This window comes from Loktanella fryxellensis, assembly GCF_900110065.1.
In the GTDB taxonomy this organism is placed as follows: Bacteria; Pseudomonadota; Alphaproteobacteria; order Rhodobacterales; family Rhodobacteraceae; genus Loktanella; species Loktanella fryxellensis.
The window spans coordinates 38,321-57,924 of sequence record NZ_FOCI01000003.1 but is presented as its reverse complement, the minus strand read 5'-3'; the positions used below and the strand labels follow the sequence as shown (position 1 = coordinate 57,924).

14 protein-coding genes are annotated in these 19,604 nt (G+C 68.0%); 2 read left to right on the top strand and 12 right to left on the bottom strand.

What is annotated here, in order from left to right:
* The first annotated feature begins 52 nt into the window (after window positions 1-52).
* Window positions 53-1,138: an alcohol dehydrogenase catalytic domain-containing protein gene (locus tag BMX16_RS03620; protein WP_089898846.1), complete on the top strand. Its 1,086-nt coding sequence runs from the start codon at window positions 53-55 to the stop codon at window positions 1,136-1,138.
* A gap of 9 nt (window positions 1,139-1,147) precedes the next feature.
* Here BMX16_RS03620 and BMX16_RS03615 read toward each other — a convergent pair whose 3' ends face one another.
* From BMX16_RS03615 to BMX16_RS03585, 7 genes are all read right to left on the bottom strand, one after another.
* Entirely contained in the window at window positions 1,148-1,552 is a 405-nt protein-coding gene (locus BMX16_RS03615; RefSeq protein ID WP_089898843.1) for a (R)-mandelonitrile lyase, read from the bottom strand.
* A 126-nt stretch (window positions 1,553-1,678) separates the two neighbouring features.
* Window positions 1,679-3,988, bottom strand: coding sequence for a catalase/peroxidase HPI (katG, locus tag BMX16_RS03610; protein ID WP_089898839.1), 2,310 nt, complete (start codon window positions 3,986-3,988; stop codon window positions 1,679-1,681).
* Window positions 3,989-4,102: 114 nt separating this feature from the next.
* Window positions 4,103-5,572 carry a PhnE/PtxC family ABC transporter permease gene (locus BMX16_RS03605; RefSeq protein WP_089898835.1) on the bottom strand — a complete coding sequence of 490 codons (1,470 nt, stop codon included), beginning with the start codon at window positions 5,570-5,572 and terminating at the stop codon, window positions 4,103-4,105.
* Complete coding sequence (locus BMX16_RS03600) at window positions 5,569-6,228, bottom strand: ATP-binding cassette domain-containing protein (RefSeq protein ID WP_089898832.1); 660 nt, start codon at window positions 6,226-6,228, stop codon at window positions 5,569-5,571. Before BMX16_RS03600 ends, BMX16_RS03605 begins: the two co-directional genes overlap by 4 nt.
* Window positions 6,228-7,073 carry a putative selenate ABC transporter substrate-binding protein gene (locus BMX16_RS03595; RefSeq protein ID WP_089898829.1) on the bottom strand — a complete coding sequence of 282 codons (846 nt, stop codon included), beginning with the start codon at window positions 7,071-7,073 and terminating at the stop codon, window positions 6,228-6,230. Before BMX16_RS03595 ends, BMX16_RS03600 begins: the two co-directional genes overlap by 1 nt.
* 74 nt (window positions 7,074-7,147) lie before the next feature.
* Window positions 7,148-7,927, bottom strand: a complete 780-nt coding sequence (locus tag BMX16_RS03590; protein ID WP_089898826.1) for a transglutaminase-like domain-containing protein — start codon at window positions 7,925-7,927, stop codon at window positions 7,148-7,150.
* A gap of 78 nt (window positions 7,928-8,005) precedes the next feature.
* The gene (locus BMX16_RS03585; RefSeq protein ID WP_089898822.1) at window positions 8,006-11,587 is read right to left on the bottom strand and encodes a hydantoinase B/oxoprolinase family protein; all 3,582 of its coding nucleotides are present in this window, start codon (window positions 11,585-11,587) and stop codon (window positions 8,006-8,008) included.
* 123 nt (window positions 11,588-11,710) lie between these two features.
* Here BMX16_RS03585 and BMX16_RS03580 point away from each other — a divergent pair, with 123 nt between their 5' ends.
* Window positions 11,711-13,825 carry a S9 family peptidase gene (locus BMX16_RS03580; RefSeq protein WP_089898819.1) on the top strand — a complete coding sequence of 705 codons (2,115 nt, stop codon included), beginning with the start codon at window positions 11,711-11,713 and terminating at the stop codon, window positions 13,823-13,825.
* Here the strand turns inward: BMX16_RS03580 and BMX16_RS03575 are convergent.
* The 5 genes from BMX16_RS03575 to BMX16_RS17535 all read right to left on the bottom strand — a co-directional run bounded on the left by BMX16_RS03575 (window position 13,771) and on the right by BMX16_RS17535 (window position 19,591).
* The gene (locus BMX16_RS03575) at window positions 13,771-15,039 is read right to left on the bottom strand and encodes an OpgC family protein (protein ID WP_089898816.1); all 1,269 of its coding nucleotides are present in this window, start codon (window positions 15,037-15,039) and stop codon (window positions 13,771-13,773) included. The genes BMX16_RS03580 and BMX16_RS03575 overlap by 55 nt on opposite strands.
* The gene (gene mdoH / locus BMX16_RS03570; RefSeq protein WP_089898814.1) at window positions 15,014-16,783 is read right to left on the bottom strand and encodes a glucans biosynthesis glucosyltransferase MdoH; all 1,770 of its coding nucleotides are present in this window, start codon (window positions 16,781-16,783) and stop codon (window positions 15,014-15,016) included. Before mdoH ends, BMX16_RS03575 begins: the two co-directional genes overlap by 26 nt.
* 1 nt (window position 16,784) lies before the next feature.
* Window positions 16,785-16,970 carry a hypothetical protein gene (locus tag BMX16_RS03565; RefSeq protein WP_089898811.1) on the bottom strand — a complete coding sequence of 62 codons (186 nt, stop codon included), beginning with the start codon at window positions 16,968-16,970 and terminating at the stop codon, window positions 16,785-16,787.
* Window positions 16,967-18,571 carry an OpgD/OpgG family glucan biosynthesis protein gene (locus BMX16_RS03560; RefSeq protein WP_089898808.1) on the bottom strand — a complete coding sequence of 535 codons (1,605 nt, stop codon included), beginning with the start codon at window positions 18,569-18,571 and terminating at the stop codon, window positions 16,967-16,969. The genes BMX16_RS03565 and BMX16_RS03560 overlap by 4 nt, the downstream gene beginning before the upstream one ends.
* Before the next feature lie 357 nt (window positions 18,572-18,928).
* Window positions 18,929-19,591, bottom strand: a complete 663-nt coding sequence (locus BMX16_RS17535) for a hypothetical protein (protein WP_089899200.1) — start codon at window positions 19,589-19,591, stop codon at window positions 18,929-18,931.
* Between the last annotated feature and the right edge of the window lie 13 nt (window positions 19,592-19,604).

The window sequence follows — 19,604 nt, the reverse complement described above, 5'->3', positions numbered from 1 at the left end:
TGCGGCTGGCCCTGCCCCGCCGCACCCTGCGGAAAAACATCGGGACCAGTTCATGACCACCCAGATCAAGGCGGCCGTCAGCCACGCCCACGGCACCCCCCTGCGGATCGAGACCGTCACCCTGCGCGCACCCCTGTCCGGCGAGGTCGAGGTGACCTTGCGCGCCTGCGCCGTCTGCCATTCCGACATCTCCTATGCCGACGGGGCGTGGGGCGGGCGGTTGCCGGTGGTCTATGGCCACGAGGCGGCGGGGCATGTCAGCGCCGCCGGAGACGGCGTGCGCGGCATGAGCGTGGGCGATCCGGTCGTGGTCACGCTGATCCGCGCCTGCGGGTCCTGCGTCACCTGTGCCACCGGGCGCCCCGTCCTGTGCACCACGCCAGCCCCCCATCCCGGCCCGCTGACCGCCAGCGACGGCAGCGCAATTGCACAGGGCCTCGACGTGGGCGGTTTCGCGGAACGGGTGGTCGTGATGGCGACGCAGGTCGTGCGCTTGCCAGCAGGCATGGATCTGGTCGCAGCTTCGCTGCTGGCCTGCGGCGTCATCACCGGCGTGGGCGCGGTGGTGAACACCGCGGGTCTGCGCGCCGGGCAGGACGTGGTGGTGATCGGCGCGGGCGGCGTCGGGCTGAACGCGATCCAGGGCGCGCGCATCGCAGGCGCGCGCCGCATCGTCGCCGTCGACATGACCGAGGAGAAGCTGGCCATCGCCCGCAACTTTGGCGCCACCGACGGCGTGCTGGCAACCGATGAGCGTCCGTGGCGCGCGGCAAAGGCGGCGATGGGCCGCGGCGCGGATGCGGTGATCGTCACCGTGGGCGCGGTGGCAGCGTACGAGAGCGCGGCGCAATACCTCGGCATGGGGGGCCGCGTCGTGATGGTCGGCATGCCGCATTCCGGGGCCATGGCGGCGATCGAGCCGGTGAAGGTCGCGGCATCGGGTCAGGCATTGATCGGGTCCAAGATGGGCGACGTGGTGATCGCGCGCGACATCCCGTGGCTGGTGGACCTGCACGCGCAAGGCCGGTTAAGGCTGGACGAGCTGATCAGCCGCACCTGGCCGCTGGAGGAGATCAACGCCGCCATCGCCGATACCCGCACCGGGTCGGCAAAGCGGAACGTGATCGTCTTCGACTAACCGGCCCGGTCAGGTCGCGGGGCCCGCGTAATCGTCGCCGCTGACCGCCTGCCCCCATGTCACGGCGCTGCCATCAACCGCCTCATGCACGGCAATGTGGCTCATCGCGTGATCCGGGGTGGCCCCGTGCCAATGGTTTTCACCGGGGGCAAAGCGCACCACGTCGCCCGCGCGTATCACCCGCACCGGGCCGCCCATCGTCTGCACGCGCCCCACCCCTTCGGTCACGATCAGCACCTGTCCCAGCGGATGCGTGTGCCAGTGCGTCCGCGCGCCGGGGGCGAAGCGGACCAAAGCACCCGCCACCCGGCTGGGTGCTGCGTCGCCGAACAGCGGCGTCATCGTCACGTCGCCGGTGAACCAGTCGGGCGATCCTGCACGGCTGGGGCGGTCGGTCAGGGGGGTGATCTGCATGGATTGGCCTTTCGGACGGGGGTCCATAGTCGGCCTGCGCACGCCCTCGTGTAAAGCCCAAGTCATCACCGGGCATGAAAAAACCGGCCCCGCGATGGGGGCCGGTTTCGTGTCGCATGCAGTAGGTCAGCAGACCTTGACGGCGGCGCGGCGCGCCTCGGGGATGTCGAAACGGTCGAGCATCATGACCTTGTGCCACGCCTTGACGAAGTCGCGGACCAGCCGCGCATGGCCGTCGGCTGCGGCATAGACCTCTGCCACCTGACGCAGTTGCGCGTTGGCGCCGAACACCAGATCGCAGCGCGTCGCGGTATACCGGGTCTCGCCGCCGTTCCGCGTGACCAGATCGAAGGTCTGCTCACGGCTGTCCTGCGGCTTCACCTCGTACTCCATGCTGGTCAGCACGGTGAAGAAGTCGTTGGTCAGCACACCGGGGCGGTCGGTGAACACGCCATGCGCCGATCCGTCGTAGGTGCCCGCGATGACCTTCAATCCGCCAGTCAGGGCGGTCCATTCCGGTGCCGTCAGTTCCAGCAGATGCGCGCGGTCAAGGAACAGATGCTCCGCTGCCACGTGATAGCCCACGTCCGGGTTGGTGTAGTTGCGGAAACCGTCGACGACCGGCTGCAGCCAGTTGGTCATCTCGATGTCCGTCCACTCCTGCGTGGTGTCCATGCGGCCGCCGACGAAGGGCACGTCGACCGCCACGCCCGCGTCACGGGCCGCCTTTTCCACGCCGGCGCAACCCGCCAGCACGATCAGATCGGCCATGCTGACGCGGCCGAAGTCGGCCTTCACGCCCGCCAGCACGTCCAGCACGCGCGACAGGTTGGCGGGGTTGTTCACCGCCCACGACCGTTGCGGTTCCAGCTGGATGCGCGCGCCGTTGGCACCGCCCCGCTTGTCCGACTTGCGATAGGTCGACGCAGAGGCCCATGCCGTGCCCACCATGTCCTGCACCGACAGGCCGGTGGCATGGATCATGTCCTTCAGCCGGGCCACATCCGCATCCGACAGCGCATAGCCGTCGTTGGCGGGGATCGGGTCCTGCCAGATGAAGTCGCGGGCGGGAACTTCCTTGCCGAGGTAGCGGTCCTTCGGCCCCATGTCGCGGTGGATCAGCTTGAACCACGCCTCGGAGAAGGCAGTGGTGAAAGCATAGAAATCCGCGAGGAAATGCTCGCAGACGGCGCGGTAGGCCGGATCGACCTTCAGCGCGATGTCGGTCGTCATCATCATCAGCGGGTTCATCTGACCGGGGATGTGCGCGTCGGGCGTCTTGGGCGCGTCAGGATCGACGGGTGTCCACTGCAACGCACCGGCGGGCGACTTGGTCTGCTGCCACTCGAACTTGAACAGGTTCGTCAGATAGTCGTTGTCCCACATCGTCGGATTCGGAGTCCAAGACCCTTCGATGCCGTTGGTCATCGTGTCCGCACCGTTGCCGGTGCCGCGCGGGTTGTGCCAGCCAAAGCCCATCGCCTGCAGGGGGGCCGCCTCGGGTGCGGCACCGATCTGGGTCGGCGGCGTCATGCCGTGCGATTTGCCAAAGGCATGGCCACCGGCGATCAGCGCCACGGTTTCCATGTCGTTCATGCCCATGCGGGCGAACGTCTCGCGGATGTCGCGGGCGCTGTCCATCGGTACGCCGTTGCCGTTCGGACCTTCGGGATCGACGTAGATCAGCGACTGGTTCGACGCCGCCAGCGGGTTTTCAAGGTCGTAGTGATCCTCGCCCGGCTGGCCTTCCCATCGCAGGGTGCGCGTGACCATCTGCTCGGGCTGGCCGATGCCGCCACCGGCGGGCGTTTCGGTCGGCCGCTTGCCGTGCCAGCCTTCGGGACCCCAGTAGGTCGCCTTGTCGGCCTCCCACGCGTCCTCTCGGCCACCGGCAAAGCCCGTGGTCGGGAAATCCATGATCTCCAGCGCGCAGTTGCCGGTCAGCACCATCAGATCGGCCCAGGACAGGGTGGCGCCGTACTTGGCCTTGATCGGTGCGACAAGGCGGCGCGACTTGTCGATGTTGCCGTTGTCCCACCACGAGCTTGTCGGCGCGAAACGCTGCATCCCCTGCCCCGCGCCACCGCGCCCGTCGGCGATGCGGTAGGTACCGGCGGAATGCCATGCCATGCGGATCATCTGCGGACCGTAGTTGCCGTAATCCGACGGCCACCATTCCACGGACGTGGTCAGGAACGCCTTGATGTCGGCCTTGACCGCGTCGAGGTCGAGTTTCGCGAATTCCGCGGCATAGTCGAAGTCGTGGCCCAGCGGGTTGGCATGCGGTGGGTCCTGATGCAGCAGCTCGACCTTGAGCCGGTTCGGCCACCAATGATCCAGTTGCGGCTCGGACCCGATGGCGCCGCCGATGCGGGTGCCACGGAACGGGCACGCGCCCTGTGTGGCTGCGTGTTCCTTGGAAGTGTCGTCTTTCATGGCGTGGCCTTTCTGGGAGGAGCGGTCTTTGTGCGCAAGATAGCGCGCAGCACATGGCGGGCCACTTCTGACGGCACACACCACAGCGTCACCCTGTCGCAGGTGCCGCCCCGGTCAGCACATGCCGTTTGCCCCCTCGATCCGCAGGGCGGGCCCGTCGCGCATCGCCGCCCGCAGCCGCCGCGACAGGGTGTCCACCAGCAGCGTCAGCAGCACGCAGACCGCCAGCAGCGCCATCACCCGGTCCATCCGCAGGGTGGCCACGTTGCTTTGCACATAGAACCCAAGCGTGCCGATCCCCAGCAGGCCCATGATCGCGCTGTCGCGCAGGATGATCTCCCAGCGATAGAGGCACAGCGCCCAGAATGCGCCTGACAGGCGCGGGAACAGGTCCCACGCCCACAGGGTCAGACCCTGCGGCGCATCTGTCCGCTGCGGCAGGGCATCCGCCTGACGGCCCAGCAGATGCGCCACGATCGCCCCGTTGTGCAGCGCCAGCGCCAGCACGGCGGGCAGCATCGACGGGCCAAGGATCTGCAGCAGCACGAACGCCAGCATGTAGTCTGGAATCGACCGCAGCACGACCAGTACGCCATGCCCCAGTGCCGCCCCCACGCGCCCCACCACGCGGCGCACGATCAGCGGGAACAGGGCAGCGGCCAGAACCGCAGCACCCGCCAGCGCGATCTGGCTGACCACCAGCGTCGCCACCGACCCCGGCAGCGCCTGCGCCACGAACACCGTGTCCAGCCAGACGCCCCAGTCGGCACCCGTGCGCAAGGGCGCGGGCACGATGCCGGTCAGGAACCGCCCCACCGCCCCCGCGCCCATCGGCGGCGTCGGCACCAGCGCCAGCGCGGCAATGGACGCCGCCAGATACAGCGGCACCAGCCGCCAGATCACCCAGTGCCGCAGTGGCAGGATCAGGGCGAGGATCAGCAGCAGCACCGCCACCGCCTCGCCATACAAGCCCTGACGGAAGGCGGTCTCCAACTGATAGCCCAGCGTCGGCAGGCCGATAAAGCCAAGGACGGCGGATGACCGCAACCCGCATTCCAGCCGGTAGAGCGTATAGGTCCGCATCATCGGCAGCGCCTGCGGCAGGCGCACCCACAGCAGTTGCACGACGAACGGCACGCCGCGCGGCAGCGGTGCCGTGCCGGGCGCTTCCTCCAGATACTCGGCAAAGACCTTGGCGAAGATGCCCGCATAGGGCACGCCGATGGCCAGCACGCCGGTCAGCGGCGACAGCCCCGTGATGCCCAGCAGCAGCAGCGCCCAGAACAGTTCGTGCACCGCGCGGATGGTGATGCAGAACAGCGGCACGGGGGTGCGGTGATAGAGGGGGGCCATCAGCAGCCCCGCAACAGCGCCCAGCGCCACGCCGCAGACGGCGAAGGCGACGGTCAGCCCGGTCGCGCGCGCAAGGCCCCAAGGATCGCCGAAATCCGGCGACAGCAGCCCCGCGCCGATGGCCCGCAGCGTCAGCCACGGATCGGGCCGCGCGGCACCCAGATCGGCAAAGGCCACCGCCAGCAGCGTCAGCGCAGCAAAGCCTGCAAGGACATGGCGTCTGCGGATCACCGGTAGAGCGCCAGCAGATCGACCGCGGTCAGGTCGGCGGCTGGCGCGTCCAGCACGATGCCGCCTCCGCGCAGGCCGACGATGCGGGTGGCCGTCCGCAACGCCTGATCGATATCATGCAGCGCCAGCACCGCCGTCGGAAACTGCGTCACAAGATGCGTCAGCAGCAACGCCCCCTGCGACGGGTCCAGCGCCGTGACAGGCTCGTCGCCAAGCACCACGTCGCCACGGCGCAGCAGGGCCCGTGCCAGCGCCACGCGCTGCCGCTGGCCGCCGGACAGACGGCCCACCGTGCGGCGGCCAAGGGTGCCCAGACCCACGACCTCCAGCACCGCCTCCACCCGCGCGCGCTGCGCCTTGGCAGGCCAGACCAGCGTGCGCAGATTAGACGCCGTGCCGTGGTCGTCCAGCACGCCCATCCAGACGTTGTGAAACACGCTGAGGCTTCCGACCAGCCCGTGGTCCTGCGGCACCAAGGCGACGCGGGCCGCGATGCCGCCCTGCAGGGCGGCCAGCAGCGTGCTCTTGCCCACGCCGCTGCGCCCCAGCAGCACCACACGTTCGCCAGCGCTCAGCGAAAGATCGATGCCGCGCAGGACCGCCTGACCACCCCAGCCCAATGTCTGGTCCTGCAACCCGACCAGTGGCGCGGTCATCAGTCGATCAGGTCCAGCTCGCGCGCGACGTCGACGATGGGCTGATACATCGCATCGTCGGCGACGATTAAGGCCTTGCGCGGGAACAGGTCCAGCAGCGCGGGATCGTCCATGCCGATCAGCGCCGCCTGCACGCGGTCGCCAAAGCCTTCGCCGAACCGCGCATCCACATCGCCACGGATCGTCCAGTTGTAGTCGGGATAGGGTGGCGTCTGCCAGATGACCTTGGCGGTCTCGACCTCGGCAGCACCCTCGGCCACCGCCGTGTCATAGACGGTGTAGTTCAGGGCACCGACTTCGAACGCACCGGACGCCACCAGCCGCAGGGTCTGGCCGTGGTCGCCGGAATAGCCGACCTCGGAAAACAGGTCGGTGGGGGCCTGTCCGGTCTCTTCGCGGATGTGGAACTCCGGCATCAGGCGGCCCGAGGTGGAGGTTTCAGCACCGAAGGTGAAACGGCGGCCCGCCAGATCGGGGAAGGCGTCAGACTGTGTCAGGCCCGTTTCGGTGTTGGCGATGAAATACGTGACGAAGGTCTGATCCTCGTCGCCTTGCGCAATCGCGCGGCTGTCGGGCACCGCGATGCGCGCCTGCACGCCCGACAGACCACCGAACCAGCCCAGCTGGATCTGGTCATTGGTGAATGCGGTGACGGCTGCGGCATAGCTCTTGACGGGCACGTATTCGACCTCGACCCCAAGCTCGGTCGACAGATAATCGGCGACGGCGCCAAAGCGTTCGGTCAGGCGGGTCTCGTCGTCGTCGGGGATGGCCGAGAAATAGAGGGTCTGTGCAGCCAGCGGCGAGGCGGACAGCAGCAGCAGCGATATCAGAATGCGTTTCATCGAGGGGGTCCCTTGGGTGGTGGAGGCTGCGCGGGTTTAATCCCGATCCGCCCCCACCGCTACGGGGTATTCACTCAGGCGTCCTGCGTGACCTGCACCGACTGGGTCTGCATCGTGACGGGACCGAAGCTGGAGAAGAATGCCACTTCTGCCGCATCGAGACCGACGCCGATGCGGGCGATCTGGTTGGCGGCGGCCATGCCAGTCGCATCGACCAGATGCCACGTGCCGTCCAGATACACCTCCGCCACCGCATGGAAATCCTGCGGCGTGACATGTGGCGCATAGACCGACGCGAACCGTGCCGGAATCGCCGATGCACGGGCGAGCGCGATCAGCACATGGGCGAAATCGCGGCACACGCCCTTGCGCTGCACGAAGGTATCGAGTGCGGTGGTCTGCGCATTGCTCGACCCCGGCACATAAGCGAACCGCTCGAAGATCCAGTCGCGCAGCTTGGCGATGCGCGCGCCGCCCTCGCTGTCGCCGAACTCGGCCAGCACGAAGCTTTGCAACTCGTCGGACTGGCAATAGCGCGAGGGCATCAGATAACGCACCGCATCGCCGGGCAGTTGGTGCGGCGGCGTGGCGGGCAGCAGGGCGATGTCCAGCGCGGGACGGTCGATCTCGACCTTGGCGGCATAGTTGCACTCGAAATCCTGATCGACGCGCAGCAGGGTGCGTTCGCCCATGCCCTCCTCGGCCGCGACGGTGGCGCGGTGCATGGTCTCGCCAAAGGCGATCTCTTCGGTGATGACGCGCTGATCGGCAAAGCTGGGGACGGCGATCTGCAGGATGATGTCGGTGGGCGCGGCGATGGAATAGTGCATCTGCACGCCGATCTGGAGGATCATGGGATGTGGTTCCTTGGGACGGGCCGCTATCCGGCCACGCTGCTGCTGTCGCAACACGGCACGGACGCTCCGGTTCCCTCAGACCGCGCCAAAACCCCCGCCACCCGGCGTGTGCATGACGAACACGTCGCCGGGCTGCATCAGTGCAGCGTCGTTGCCCTGCAACGTCTCGACCGTGCCATCCCCACGTTCGACCAAGTTCACACCCGGTTGCCCGTCGCCGCCGCCGGCCATGCCCGCTGGCCGCGTGATGCGATGCGACGACAAAACGGTGGCGGTCATCGGTTCCAGAAAGCGCAGCCGACGGGTCACGCCATCACCGCCCCGGAAGGCGCCGTCGCCGCCAGACCCCTGCCTGATCGCGAACGCCTCCAGCCGGACCGGAAAGCGGGTTTCCAGCACCTCGGGGTCGGTCATGCGGGTATTCGTCATGTGGCTGTGCACCGCACTGGCCCCGTCGAACCCCCGTCCCGCCCCGGTGCCGCCGCAGATGGTTTCATAGTTCTGATGGCGGTCGTTGCCCCAGGTGAAGTTGTTCATCGTGCCCTGCGATCCCGCCACGACGCCAAGTGCGCCGAACAGCGCGTCGGCGATGGACTGGCTGACCTCGGTATTCCCCGCGATCACCGCCGCCGGATGGGCGGGGTTGATCATGCTGCCGGCGGGCACCTGCAGGGTCAGCGGCTTCAGGCAGCCTTCGTTCATCGGGATGTCGGCCCCCACCAGCGTGCGAAAGACATAGAGGACCACCGCCCGGCAGATCGCCAAAGGCGCGTTGTAGTTCAGCGCGTCCTGCGCCGAGGTGCCGGTGAAGTCGATCACCGCCTGCCGTGCCGCGCGGTCCACGGTGACCGACACCGCGATCTGCGCGCCGCTGTCCATGGGATAGGTAAAGGCGCAATCCGCCAGCCCGTCCAGCACGCGGCGCACGCTTTCCTCTGCATTGTCCTGCACGTGACCCATATAGGCCTGCACCACGTCCAGCCCGAACTGGTCCACCACGCCGCGCAGCGCCGCCACGCCGGTGGTGTTGGCCGCGATCTGCGCGCGCAGGTCGGCCATGTTCTGGTCGATGTTGCGGCAGGGCCAGTCGCCGGATGCCAGCAGGTCTCGGGCGGCATCCTCCTGCAAAGTGCCTTCCCTCACGAGGCGCAGGTTGTGGATCACCACCCCCTCTTCACTGATGCGGCGGCTGTCGGGCGGGGCCGATCCGGGGGTGGTCCCGCCGATGTCGGCATGGTGCCCACGGCTGGCAACGGTCATCACGATGCGCTCGCCGCCCGCGTCGAAGACCGGGGTGATGACGGTCACGTCCGGCAGGTGCGTGCCGCCGTCGTAGGGATCGTTGGTCATGAACACGTCGCCGGGGCGGATCGTGCCCGCCCCTTCACGCAGGATCATGCGCACGGAATCGGCCATCGACCCCAGATGCACCGGCACATGCGGCGCGTTCGCCACCAGATCGCCCGCCGCGTCGAAGATCGCGCAAGAGAAATCATAGCGTTCCTTGATGTTCACCGAATAGGCGGTGTTGGCCAGCGTCGCGCCCATCTGTTCGGCGATCGACATGAAGAGGTTGTTGAACACCTCGAGCATCACCGGATCGACGCGGGTGCCGATGGCGATGCCCCGCGCCTGCGCCACCACGCGCCGCAGGATCAGGTCGCCCCCCGTCTGTGCGGTCGCCTGCCAGCCACAGCCCACCAGATTGGTGCCGGTGGGTTCCACGATGATCGCAGGCCCCGCGACCGTCTGGCCCGGCACCAGCCCGGCCCGGTCGACCAGCGGCACATCGCGCCACGCACCCGCCAGATACAGCGGCGCGGTGGTGGCCGGGATGGCGGTGGTGGTGGCGGGCGGCGTGATGGCCACGTCCTGCCCGGTGGCCCCCACCCCTTCCGCCGTCAACTGATCGAGGATCAGCGCATCCGTCGCGGGCGCGAACCCGAACCGCTGGCGGTGGGCTGCGACGAAGGCTTCAGCGATCGCCTCGACGGTACCGAACGGCACGATCAGCGTCTGCTGCGCCCCCTCGGCGCGAACATGGACGCTCCGCTGCACGGTGATCGCGCTTGGTGCGATGCCCTGCGCCGCGACCTCCGCCCGCACCGCATCGGACAGCCTGTCCAGCACCGCACCGGCCTCTGCCACCTGGGCCAAGGGCCGCGCGAACTGATACTCGCGGATCGCCCGGACATCGGCCAGACCCATGCCGAATGCGGACAGCACCCCGGCGAAAGGATGCAGATAGATCGTCGTCATGCCCAGCACGTCGGCGACCTGACAGGCGTGCTGCCCGCCCGCCCCGCCAAAGCAGTTCATCGCATAGCCTGTCACGTCGTAACCGCGCTGCACGCTGATCTTCTTGATCGCGTTCGCCATGTTCTCGACCGCGATGCGCAGGAATCCTTCGGCCAGATCCTCGGGGCTGCGCGGTGCCTGCCCGGTGTCGGCGGCAATCACCTGCGCCATGTCGGCAAAGGCCGCGCGTGCCGCGTCCGCATCCAGCGGCGCGTCGCCGTCGGGGCCGAAGACCGCGGGAAAGCGGTCCGGCACGATCCGGCCCAGCACCACGTTGCAGTCGGTCACGGTCAGCGGCCCGCCCCGGCGGTAGCAGGCGGGGCCGGGATCGGCACCGGCGCTGGCCGGTCCCGCCTGCATCCGGCCGTTCGCATAGCTCAGGATCGACCCGCCACCCGCCGCGACCGTGTGGATCGCCATCATCGGCGCGCGCATCCTGACGCCAGCCACCTCGGTCTCGAACGACCGCTCATACGCGCCCGCGAAATGGCAAACGTCGGTGGATGTGCCGCCCATGTCGAAGCCGATCACCTTGTCGAACCCCGCCGCCTGCGCGCTGCGCACCATGCCGACGACACCGCCCGCCGGCCCCGACAGGATCGCATCCTTGCCCTGAAAGCGCGCCGCATCGGTCAATCCGCCGTGCGACTGCATGAACATGAGCTGCCCTTCGCCGCCCAGCGCGGTGCTGACCTGCGCCACGTAACGGCGCAGGATCGGCGACAGGTAGGCATCGACGACCGTGGTATCGCCGCGCGACACCAGCTTGATCAGCGGCGAGACCTGATGCGACAGGGAGATCTGGGTGAAGCCCGCCTCCTCGGCCAACCGCCCGATGGCCACCTCGTCCTGTGGCGCGCGGTAGCCGTGCATCAGTGCCACCGCGACGGACCGCAGGCCGCCCTCATGGGCCGCGCGCAGCAGATGTCGCACCTGCCCCGCGTCCAGCGGTGTCACGACGCCGCCGTCCGCCGCGCGGCGCACGTCCACCTCGGCCACCTGCGCGGGCAACTGATCAGGCAGGACGATGTGCAGGTCGAACAGGCGCGGGCGGTTCTGCGTGCCGATGCGCAAAAGGTCCCCGAACCCGCGGTTGATGACCAGCAGCGTGGGCGCTCCCTTGCGCTCCAGCAACGCATTCGTGGCGACCGTGGTGCCCATGCGGACGGCACCGATCACACCCTTGGGCACCGGGTCGCCGGGCTGCAGCCCCAGCAGGTCGCGGATGCCCTGCACGGCGGCGTCGGCATAGCGTTCCGGTGCCTCGGACAGCAGTTTGTGGGTGTGCAGGGTGCCTGCGGGATCACGCGCCACGATGTCCGTGAACGTGCCGCCGCGATCCACCCAGAACTGCCACATGATGCGCCCCCTGCCGTCAGTGGCTCATTGGTGCGGCGAATGGCGGGAGATGACAAGGACCGCGCCGCTTGCAACCCCCCGCCGCCACCCACAGATTGAACCCAACCGAAGAAGAGGACCGCCATGACCCGCCCCCTGCCCGCCCCGCCCGGCGCACCGCAAGCCGCCCGCCGCCCGGTGACGACCACCGTGCACGGCGTCGATCTGCACGACGACTACGGCTGGCTGCGCGCCGGGAACTGGCAGGACGCGATGCGCGACCCCACCGTGCTGCCCGCCGACATCGCGGACTACCTGCGGGCCGAGAATGCCTATTACGACACCGCCATGGCCCCCACCGCCGCCCTGCAGGACAGGCTGATCGCCGAGATGCGCGGCCGCATTCAGGAGGACGACAGCAGCGTGCCGCGCGTCCACGGCGACCATGCCTACAGCGTGCGCTTTGCCGCCGGGGCGGAATATCCGCTGATCCTGCGCACGCCCGCTGCGGGTGGCGCAGAGACGGTCCTGCTCGACGTGACGGCAGAAGCTGCGGCGCAGGCGTATTTCTCGCTCGGCCAGACGCAGGTCAGCCCGGATCACGCCACGCTCGCATGGGCGGCGGACGTGAACGGGTCGGAGTTCTATCAACTGAACCTGCGCGACATCGGCACCGGGCGCGACCTGCCCTATCACATCGCCGACGTGGCATCCGTCGCGTGGGCGGATGCGCGGACGCTGTTCTATGTCCGCGTCGATGCGCGTCACCATCCGAACCGGGTCTATCGCCACACCCTGCACAGCGATCCCGCCACCGACGCGCTGGTCTATGAGGAATCCGACACCCGCTATCACGTCAGCGTCGGTCGCCAGCGGTCGGGCGCCTATGTTACGATCAACACCGGCATGAACGACGAGAACGAGGTTCACCTGATCCCGACCGTGGATCCCACCGTCGCACCCATGCTGATCGAGGCGCGCACCACCGGGCTGGAATACGAGGTCGAGCATCAGGGCGACCACCTGCTGATCCTGACCAACGCCAACGGGGCGGTGGATTTCAAGGTGATGACGACGCCAGTCGCCACACCGTCCCGGAGCCACTGGACCGACCTGATCCCGGCCGAGGACGGTCGCATGATCGTGAGCCTGTCGGCTTACCGTGACTGGACGATCTGGATGGAGCGGCGCAATGCCCTGCCACGCATCTGCTATGTGGCACGCGGCGCGCCCATCGACACCGCGCAGGTGATCGGGTTCGCAGAGGATGCCTACGCGCTGGGCAGCGACCCGAGCCCCGATTATGCCACCGACGGTTTCAGGTTCACCTATTCCTCGCCCACGACGCCAAGCCAGGTCTACGACTTTGACCTGTCCACGGGCCTGCGCACCCTGCGCAAGACGGCGGTGATCCCGTCGGGGCACGATCCTGCGGATTACGTCACGGTGCGCACCACGGCCCCGTCACACGACGGCGCACCGGTGCCCGTCACGCTGCTGTTCCACCGCGACACGCCCCGCGACGGCACCGCACCCTGCCTGCTCTATGGCTACGGGTCCTATGGGGCCAGCATGCCAGCAGGCTTCTCGGCCAACCGCCTGTCGCTGGTGAACCGCGGTTTCGTCTATGCCATCGCCCATGTGCGCGGCGGAGAGGAGCGTGGCCGCGCGTGGTACGAAGCCGCCAAGGGGGCAGGCAAACCCAACACCTTCCACGACTTCATCGCGGCCGCCCGGCACCTGATTGCCGAAGGGTACACCGCGCAGGGCCGCATCGTCATCAACGGCGGCTCTGCGGGCGGGCTGCTGGTCGGCGCGGTGCTGAACATGGCGCCGCAGCTCTGGGCCGGGGCCGTGGCCGACGTGCCCTTCGTCGATGTGCTGTCGACCATCCTCGACGACACGCTGCCGCTGACGCCGGGCGAGTGGTCGCAGTGGGGCAACCCGATCACCGACCGCGCGGCGTTCGACACCATCCGCAGCTACTCGCCCTATGACAACGTGACCGCTCAGGCCTATCCGCCGATGCTGGTGACCGCTGGCGTATCCGACCCGCGCGTGACCTATTGGGAGCCTGCGAAATGGGTCGCCCACCTGCGCGTGATCAAGACCGACGACGCCGTGCTGCTGCTGCGGACGAACATGACCTCCGGCCACTTCGGCCAGACTGGGCGGTTCGCGGCGTTGGCGGACGCGGCGCGGACCTATGCCTTTGCGCTGGCCGTGACCGGGGCCGACCTGTCGCCCCCCTCCGGCTGAGGCGGGGTGACGCGCGCGCGCTGGGCGGATGCACTCGCCCGGCGCGCCGCCTCGGCGACTACGGCGGCGGCGTAGCACAGCAACACGCCCACGGGCGGCAGACCCCACGGCAGCCACGCCTGACCGGCGAACACGTCCATGATGATCTGCCCGATCAGCGACAGGATCGTGCCAAGACCGAACACCAGCAGCCCGTGCCCGCCCATCAGCCGCAGGGGTGCCGCGATGGGATGGGCGCACAGGCGCGTGACCAGCGGCAGGCATGACAGCACATAGGCCAGTGCCAGGATGTGCAGGAACCGTGGAAACGCGAGGATCGTCTTGTTATGGGTCGTGATATTCGACGGCGCACCAAGCCAGCTGAGTTGCGCCATCTTGTGGTTCATGATCGGCGCCAGCCCCGGCAGGTGCCGCCACGCAAAGATGAACACCAGCAACGCAACCGCCCCCCAGAACAGACCGCGATGCACGGGCACCAGCCGCTGGTCCTGCCGGTGGCGGATGCCGATGACCAGACCGATCACGAAGATTGCCTGCCACTGATACGGGCTCAGGAACCAGCCACCGCCGCCGGGATGATTGGGAATATTCCAACCCTGCGCCCCGGCGATGAACCACAGCACAAGACTGGCCGCCACCGTCAGCCACGGCGCACGCACCCCGGCCATCAGCACGAAGGGGGCCGCGATCAGCAGCACGATATAGCTGGGCAGGATGTTCACATAGCCGATCTGATAGCCGAGCGTCCCAAGTCCCACCAATGCAGGTCCGGTCTGTTCGTAGATCAGCGCAAGGTTGTGCATGTCGCGGAATTCGGCCCGCACGAAGGTGCTGGCCGCCCAGCCGAACAGCGCCAGCGCCAGCACGGTCAGCAGGATCTGCACGACATAAAGCTGCCATGCCCGCCGCCACATCGGTGCCATCGCGGGCCACAGGCTGCCTGCGCCGTTCAACCAGCGCGCGATACCCGGCGAATAGGCGATCCCCGCCGCGATGCCGGACATGATGAAGAACGCCTCTGCCGCGTCGGAAAAGCCGATGTTGCGCACCGTGATCTCTTCCCACGGATTGCCGGGCATGTGGTCGATCACGATCATCATCAACGCCAGACCGCGGAATGCGTCGATGCGCGGGTCGCGCGGGCGCGACGGTGCGACGACACCCTGCCGGATCGGGACAAGCTTGGCGTCAGGCCGAACGGGTGTTTGGGCCATGCGGCAGTCCTTCCGGCTCGATCATCCGCGACAGGCGGCTGCGATAGGCTGCCACGACGGGAGAGGTCAGTCTTTCCTGCGGCACGACGAACAGGCTGCGCCCGATGCCCCACGACGTCAGGGTGATCAGCACCGGTGCCAGCGTCATCGGCACGGTCACGGGCATCAGCCACCAGATCAGCCCCGGCGTCAGCCACAGCACAAAGACCATGGCCCCCGCCCCCCAGGCGGCGATCCAGCGGCCCGCGATCCAGCCTTCGGTCAGGGTCAGGCGGCCTTCGCCGCGCGCTGTAGATGGCCAGCCGCCATCGCGGCCCGACAGCACCTCGACGACGGCACGGGTCTGGTACATCAGCATGATGGGCGCAATCAGAGAGGTCAGCAGCGTCTCGCACGTCACTGAAAAGAACGACCGGACCGTGCCACCGAAGCCGCCTGTCCGCCGCGACAGCACGGATTCAAAGAAGATCGCCAGCTTCGGCAGGACCAGCAGACCGCCGATGCCCACGGCCAGTGCGATGATCTGGAACGTGCGGTCGTCGGGAAACACGGGGAACAACTGGTAGGCGTCGGGAAAATAATCCGGGTTGCGCGACGTGGCGGCGGCCAGCAGCGACACGATCAGGAACGCGCCCCACAGGACCGACACCAGATAGGACATGATGCCCTGCACGAAGACGAACCTGCTCCACCCGCGCAGGCCGGGCGCGCGCAACAGGCGCACATGCTGCAGGTTGCCCTGACACCAGCGCCGGTCGCGGCGGGCGAAGGCCAGCAGGTTCTCCGGCCCCTCCTCGAAGCTGCCTTCGATGCGGGGGTCCATCTCGACCCGCCAGCCGCCACGCACCAGCAGGGCCGCTTCGACGTAATCGTGGCTCAGGATCGTGCCGCCGAAGGGCGGCGGTCCCGACAGTTCGGGCAGACCGCAGCACTGTGCCAGCGCGTCCACGCGGGCGATGGCGTTGTGGCCCCAGAACGGACCGGCATAGCCCTGCATCCGGGCCAGCCCGCGCGCGAAGACGGGCGAATGGAAACTGGCAGAGAATTGCATCGCGCGCCCGAACAGGGCGCTGGCACCGACGATCTTGGGCAGCGTCTGCAGCAGGCCGATGCCCGGCTCCGCCTCCATCCGGGCCACGAGGTGGCGGATCGTCTCGCCTTCCATCAGGCTGTCGGCGTCCAGCAACACCGCATAGGTATAGGCGCCGCCGCTGGTGCGGATGAAATCCTCGACATTGCCGGCCTTGCGGCCGCGACGGTCCTTGCGAACGCGGTAATAGACCGGGTTCGGACCGTCGTTGTCGTTGAAGAGGGGGGCCAGTGCCGCCGCTTCGGCCAGCAGCGCTTGGGGATCGGATGTATCGGACAGGACGGCAAAATGCGCAGGCACACCGGCCTGCGCCAGCGACTGCCGCATGGCGGCGATCCGCGCACAGACCTCGACCGGGTTCTCGTTGCAGATGGGAACCAGGATCGCCGTCGGGGGAAACGCGCCACCGGACAATGCGGGATCCGGCATCGGGCCAAGGTCGGGCAGGCCCATCATGGCCTGTCCGGCACCCCAAGCAAGCCAACCGGTGGTCAGCGCGATCAGCCCGACCGCAGCCGCATCCCACGGATCGAAACCGGTGTTCAGCCCGGCCTGTGCTAGGGTGGCAGCAGCCGCCGCCGCGCAGAAAAACGCGAACAGCAGTCCGACCGTGCGGCACAACCGGGCCTGTGACCGCCGCAGATGGCCCTGCACGTCAGGCGCTGCGCGGCCACAGGCGCGCGACCATGTCGATCATGCCCTGAAGGGCGCCTGCCTCTTCCTGTTGCTCGAGGACCTGCCGCGGCAGGTCCAGCGGTGCGACACGGGGTGCCACGTCCGCAGGCGCGAACGATTGGTGGATCGTGGGGGCCTCATTCGACTTGCGTGACACTTGGGTCATTCTCTCAACCACTGATAAATCCAGGCTTCGGTCAGTTGCGTCTCACCCGCAATCAAACTGGCCGACATTTCCACACCTGCATCGCCTTCACCTCTGACGTCGATGATCAGCCGCCACATCCGGTCTTCGCCATCGACCCGTTGCAACACTTCGCCAACCACCTCGCCACCGGAAACATTGATACGCGCCTCAACCGGGAACTCGGGATTAGGTTCCATCAGCGTATCGCCGACGAAGTCGATGACGAATTTGCGCAGGTCCGTGCGCGGTGCGATGCCGGCGACGCCGCCATGTCCGGTCAGCGTCCGTGACACCTGCGCCAGTTGCGACACCGCACCCGGCGGGTTCGATCCCCAGTGCAGGCGATACCCGATGCTCAGCGCCGACCCGGCCACGAAATCACCTTCCGGCACCCAGAAGGCGACGATGTTGTCGTTCGCCTCGAGGTCGGACGGAATCTCGATCAGACGGATGGCGCCATTGCCCCAGTCGCCCAAAGGCTCCACCATGAGGGAGGGCCTGCGTTCATACTGCGCACCGGCGTCGAGGAAGTCCTCGAAGTCACGGTGCCGCTGCACAAGGCCGAAGGACTTTGGCGACTGGGCGCTGAAATAGGAATTGGCCAGCCGCGGCGGGTTGTTCAGCGGGCGGAACAGCGGCACCGCGCCGGAATTGACGATCAGCGCCTCGCTGTCATGGACCCGCTCGCGGTAGTCGTCGAAGGCGACGCGGTCGTTGGAGCCGAAGAGGTACATCGAGGTCAGCGGCGCGATGCCAAGCTGTTCCACGTCACGGCGGAAGAACAGCTCGGTCGTGACGTCCATCGTCGTCGTCTCGCCGGGGCGGAGCACGAAGCGGTAGGCACCCGTGACCGACTCGCTGTCGAGCAGGGCATAGAACGTCAGCATCGTGGCGCCCACGACCGGGCGTTCCAGCCAGAAGGCGCTGAAGCGGGGAAACTCCTCTGCCTCGGACGTGGCGGTGTTCACGGCAAGGCCGCGCGCCGACAGGCCGTAGTGGTTGCCCGCCCCCAGCGCGCGGAAATAGCTGGCCCCGAGGAAGGACACGGCCTCGTCAAAGCGGTCCGGCGCGTTCAGCGGCACGTTCAGACGGAAGCCGGCCACGCCCGGCAGCTGCGTGCCGGCCGCAATGTCGGTCGCAATGTCGGTCGCCGTGTCGCCGAAATAGTTGAAATCCTCGGCGGTGAAGGTCAGCGGGCGGGCCTGACCGTCGACGATCTCGGACAGGGACACGGTGCTGTCGAACAGCCAGCCCGGATGATAGGCCTGCAGGATCGCGGCCGCGTCAACACCCGCCCAGCGGGCGCGGTTGTCGCGAAACTGGATGTTGCGATAATCGTCGTAGTCGAGATCCGTGAACGGCGGACCAAGGGCTTGCGGTGCCGCATATTCCGTCGCCGCCGCCGCGCGTGCGCGCTCCACCAGCGTCTCGAACGTGAAGGGTGCCTGCGCCGGAACCGATTCGGCCTGTGCGGTCGCACGCCCCGGCAAACCGAGTGTCACGACGCCCACGGCCAGGGCGGAACTGCCCAAGCAAAGAAGGGCGCGGCGTGTCAGGTGGGGCAAGATGTTCTGGGTCATAGGGTCGCGATCATCCATCCTCTGCCGCAGTGCAGAATGCTCCGGTTAAGACCGGTTCTGCAATATGTCGATGATTTTCTGCGCAACTTTTCTTCATCGGCGTCGGTGCAGGTGCTGCTGTGGCGGACAAGGTCGGCACCCCCGGGCGGCTGCGGCGCGAATGCCGAAGATTCAGGCAGACCGCGAAACGCGGCGACCATGCCGGGTCACCGCGAAACGCGGCGACCATGCCGGGTCGCACAACCGAAGCCGGAGCCGTGCGCGGATGGACCGACGGGGCGGGGCAGCCATGGGCGCGGTCCGGCGCAAGCGCTGGCATCTGGCGGGGTCTGCCCGGGCGCCGGACCCGGTGGCTGATCAGCCGGACGGCGTGTCGGCGCGGTCAGCACGGGGGCCCATGCACATACCACCGCCACCCCCTGCCCCGCCGCCACCGCCACCGCCGCCGCGACCGGCACCGTCGCCCTTGCCACCGCGTCCGCCGCTGCCCTGCGGGCGCGTCGGGCCCTGCAACGGGATCGCCACGCCGTCTGGGATCGGGTCGAGGTCGAGCGCCTCGCGGATGAAGTCGCGCAGACTGATCACCAGATCCGCGGTGTGGATCGGCCGGCCTGCGGCCATGTCGCGCGCGGCCTGTCCCGCCAGCCGGACATGCTCCTCGGTGCCCAGCAACAGGATGTCCGCCAAGGCCGCCTCGACCGCATCGCGGATGCGGCGCGGGCGGTCGGGTGGGGCGTCGGCGGGCGGTGCACTGCCGGTCGTGGCGTCGGGTACTGCGGCTGCCGTGCGCAGGTCGCGCAAATGGGCGGGATCGACGGTCAGCTCGCCGGTGAACGACCCGCCCAGCGTGCGATAGGCCGCCATCAACGTGCGCAGCCGTTCGTTGATCTGCCGGTTCATGCGCTGCTGGCGTTGCTGGATGGTCAGCATCATCAGCACGCGGATACCCACACCGATCAGCGCGATCAGCGCGACACCCAGCAGGGTCGTCAGGATGCTCTGCCAAGAGCTGAAGTCCATGAACCGCACGTGT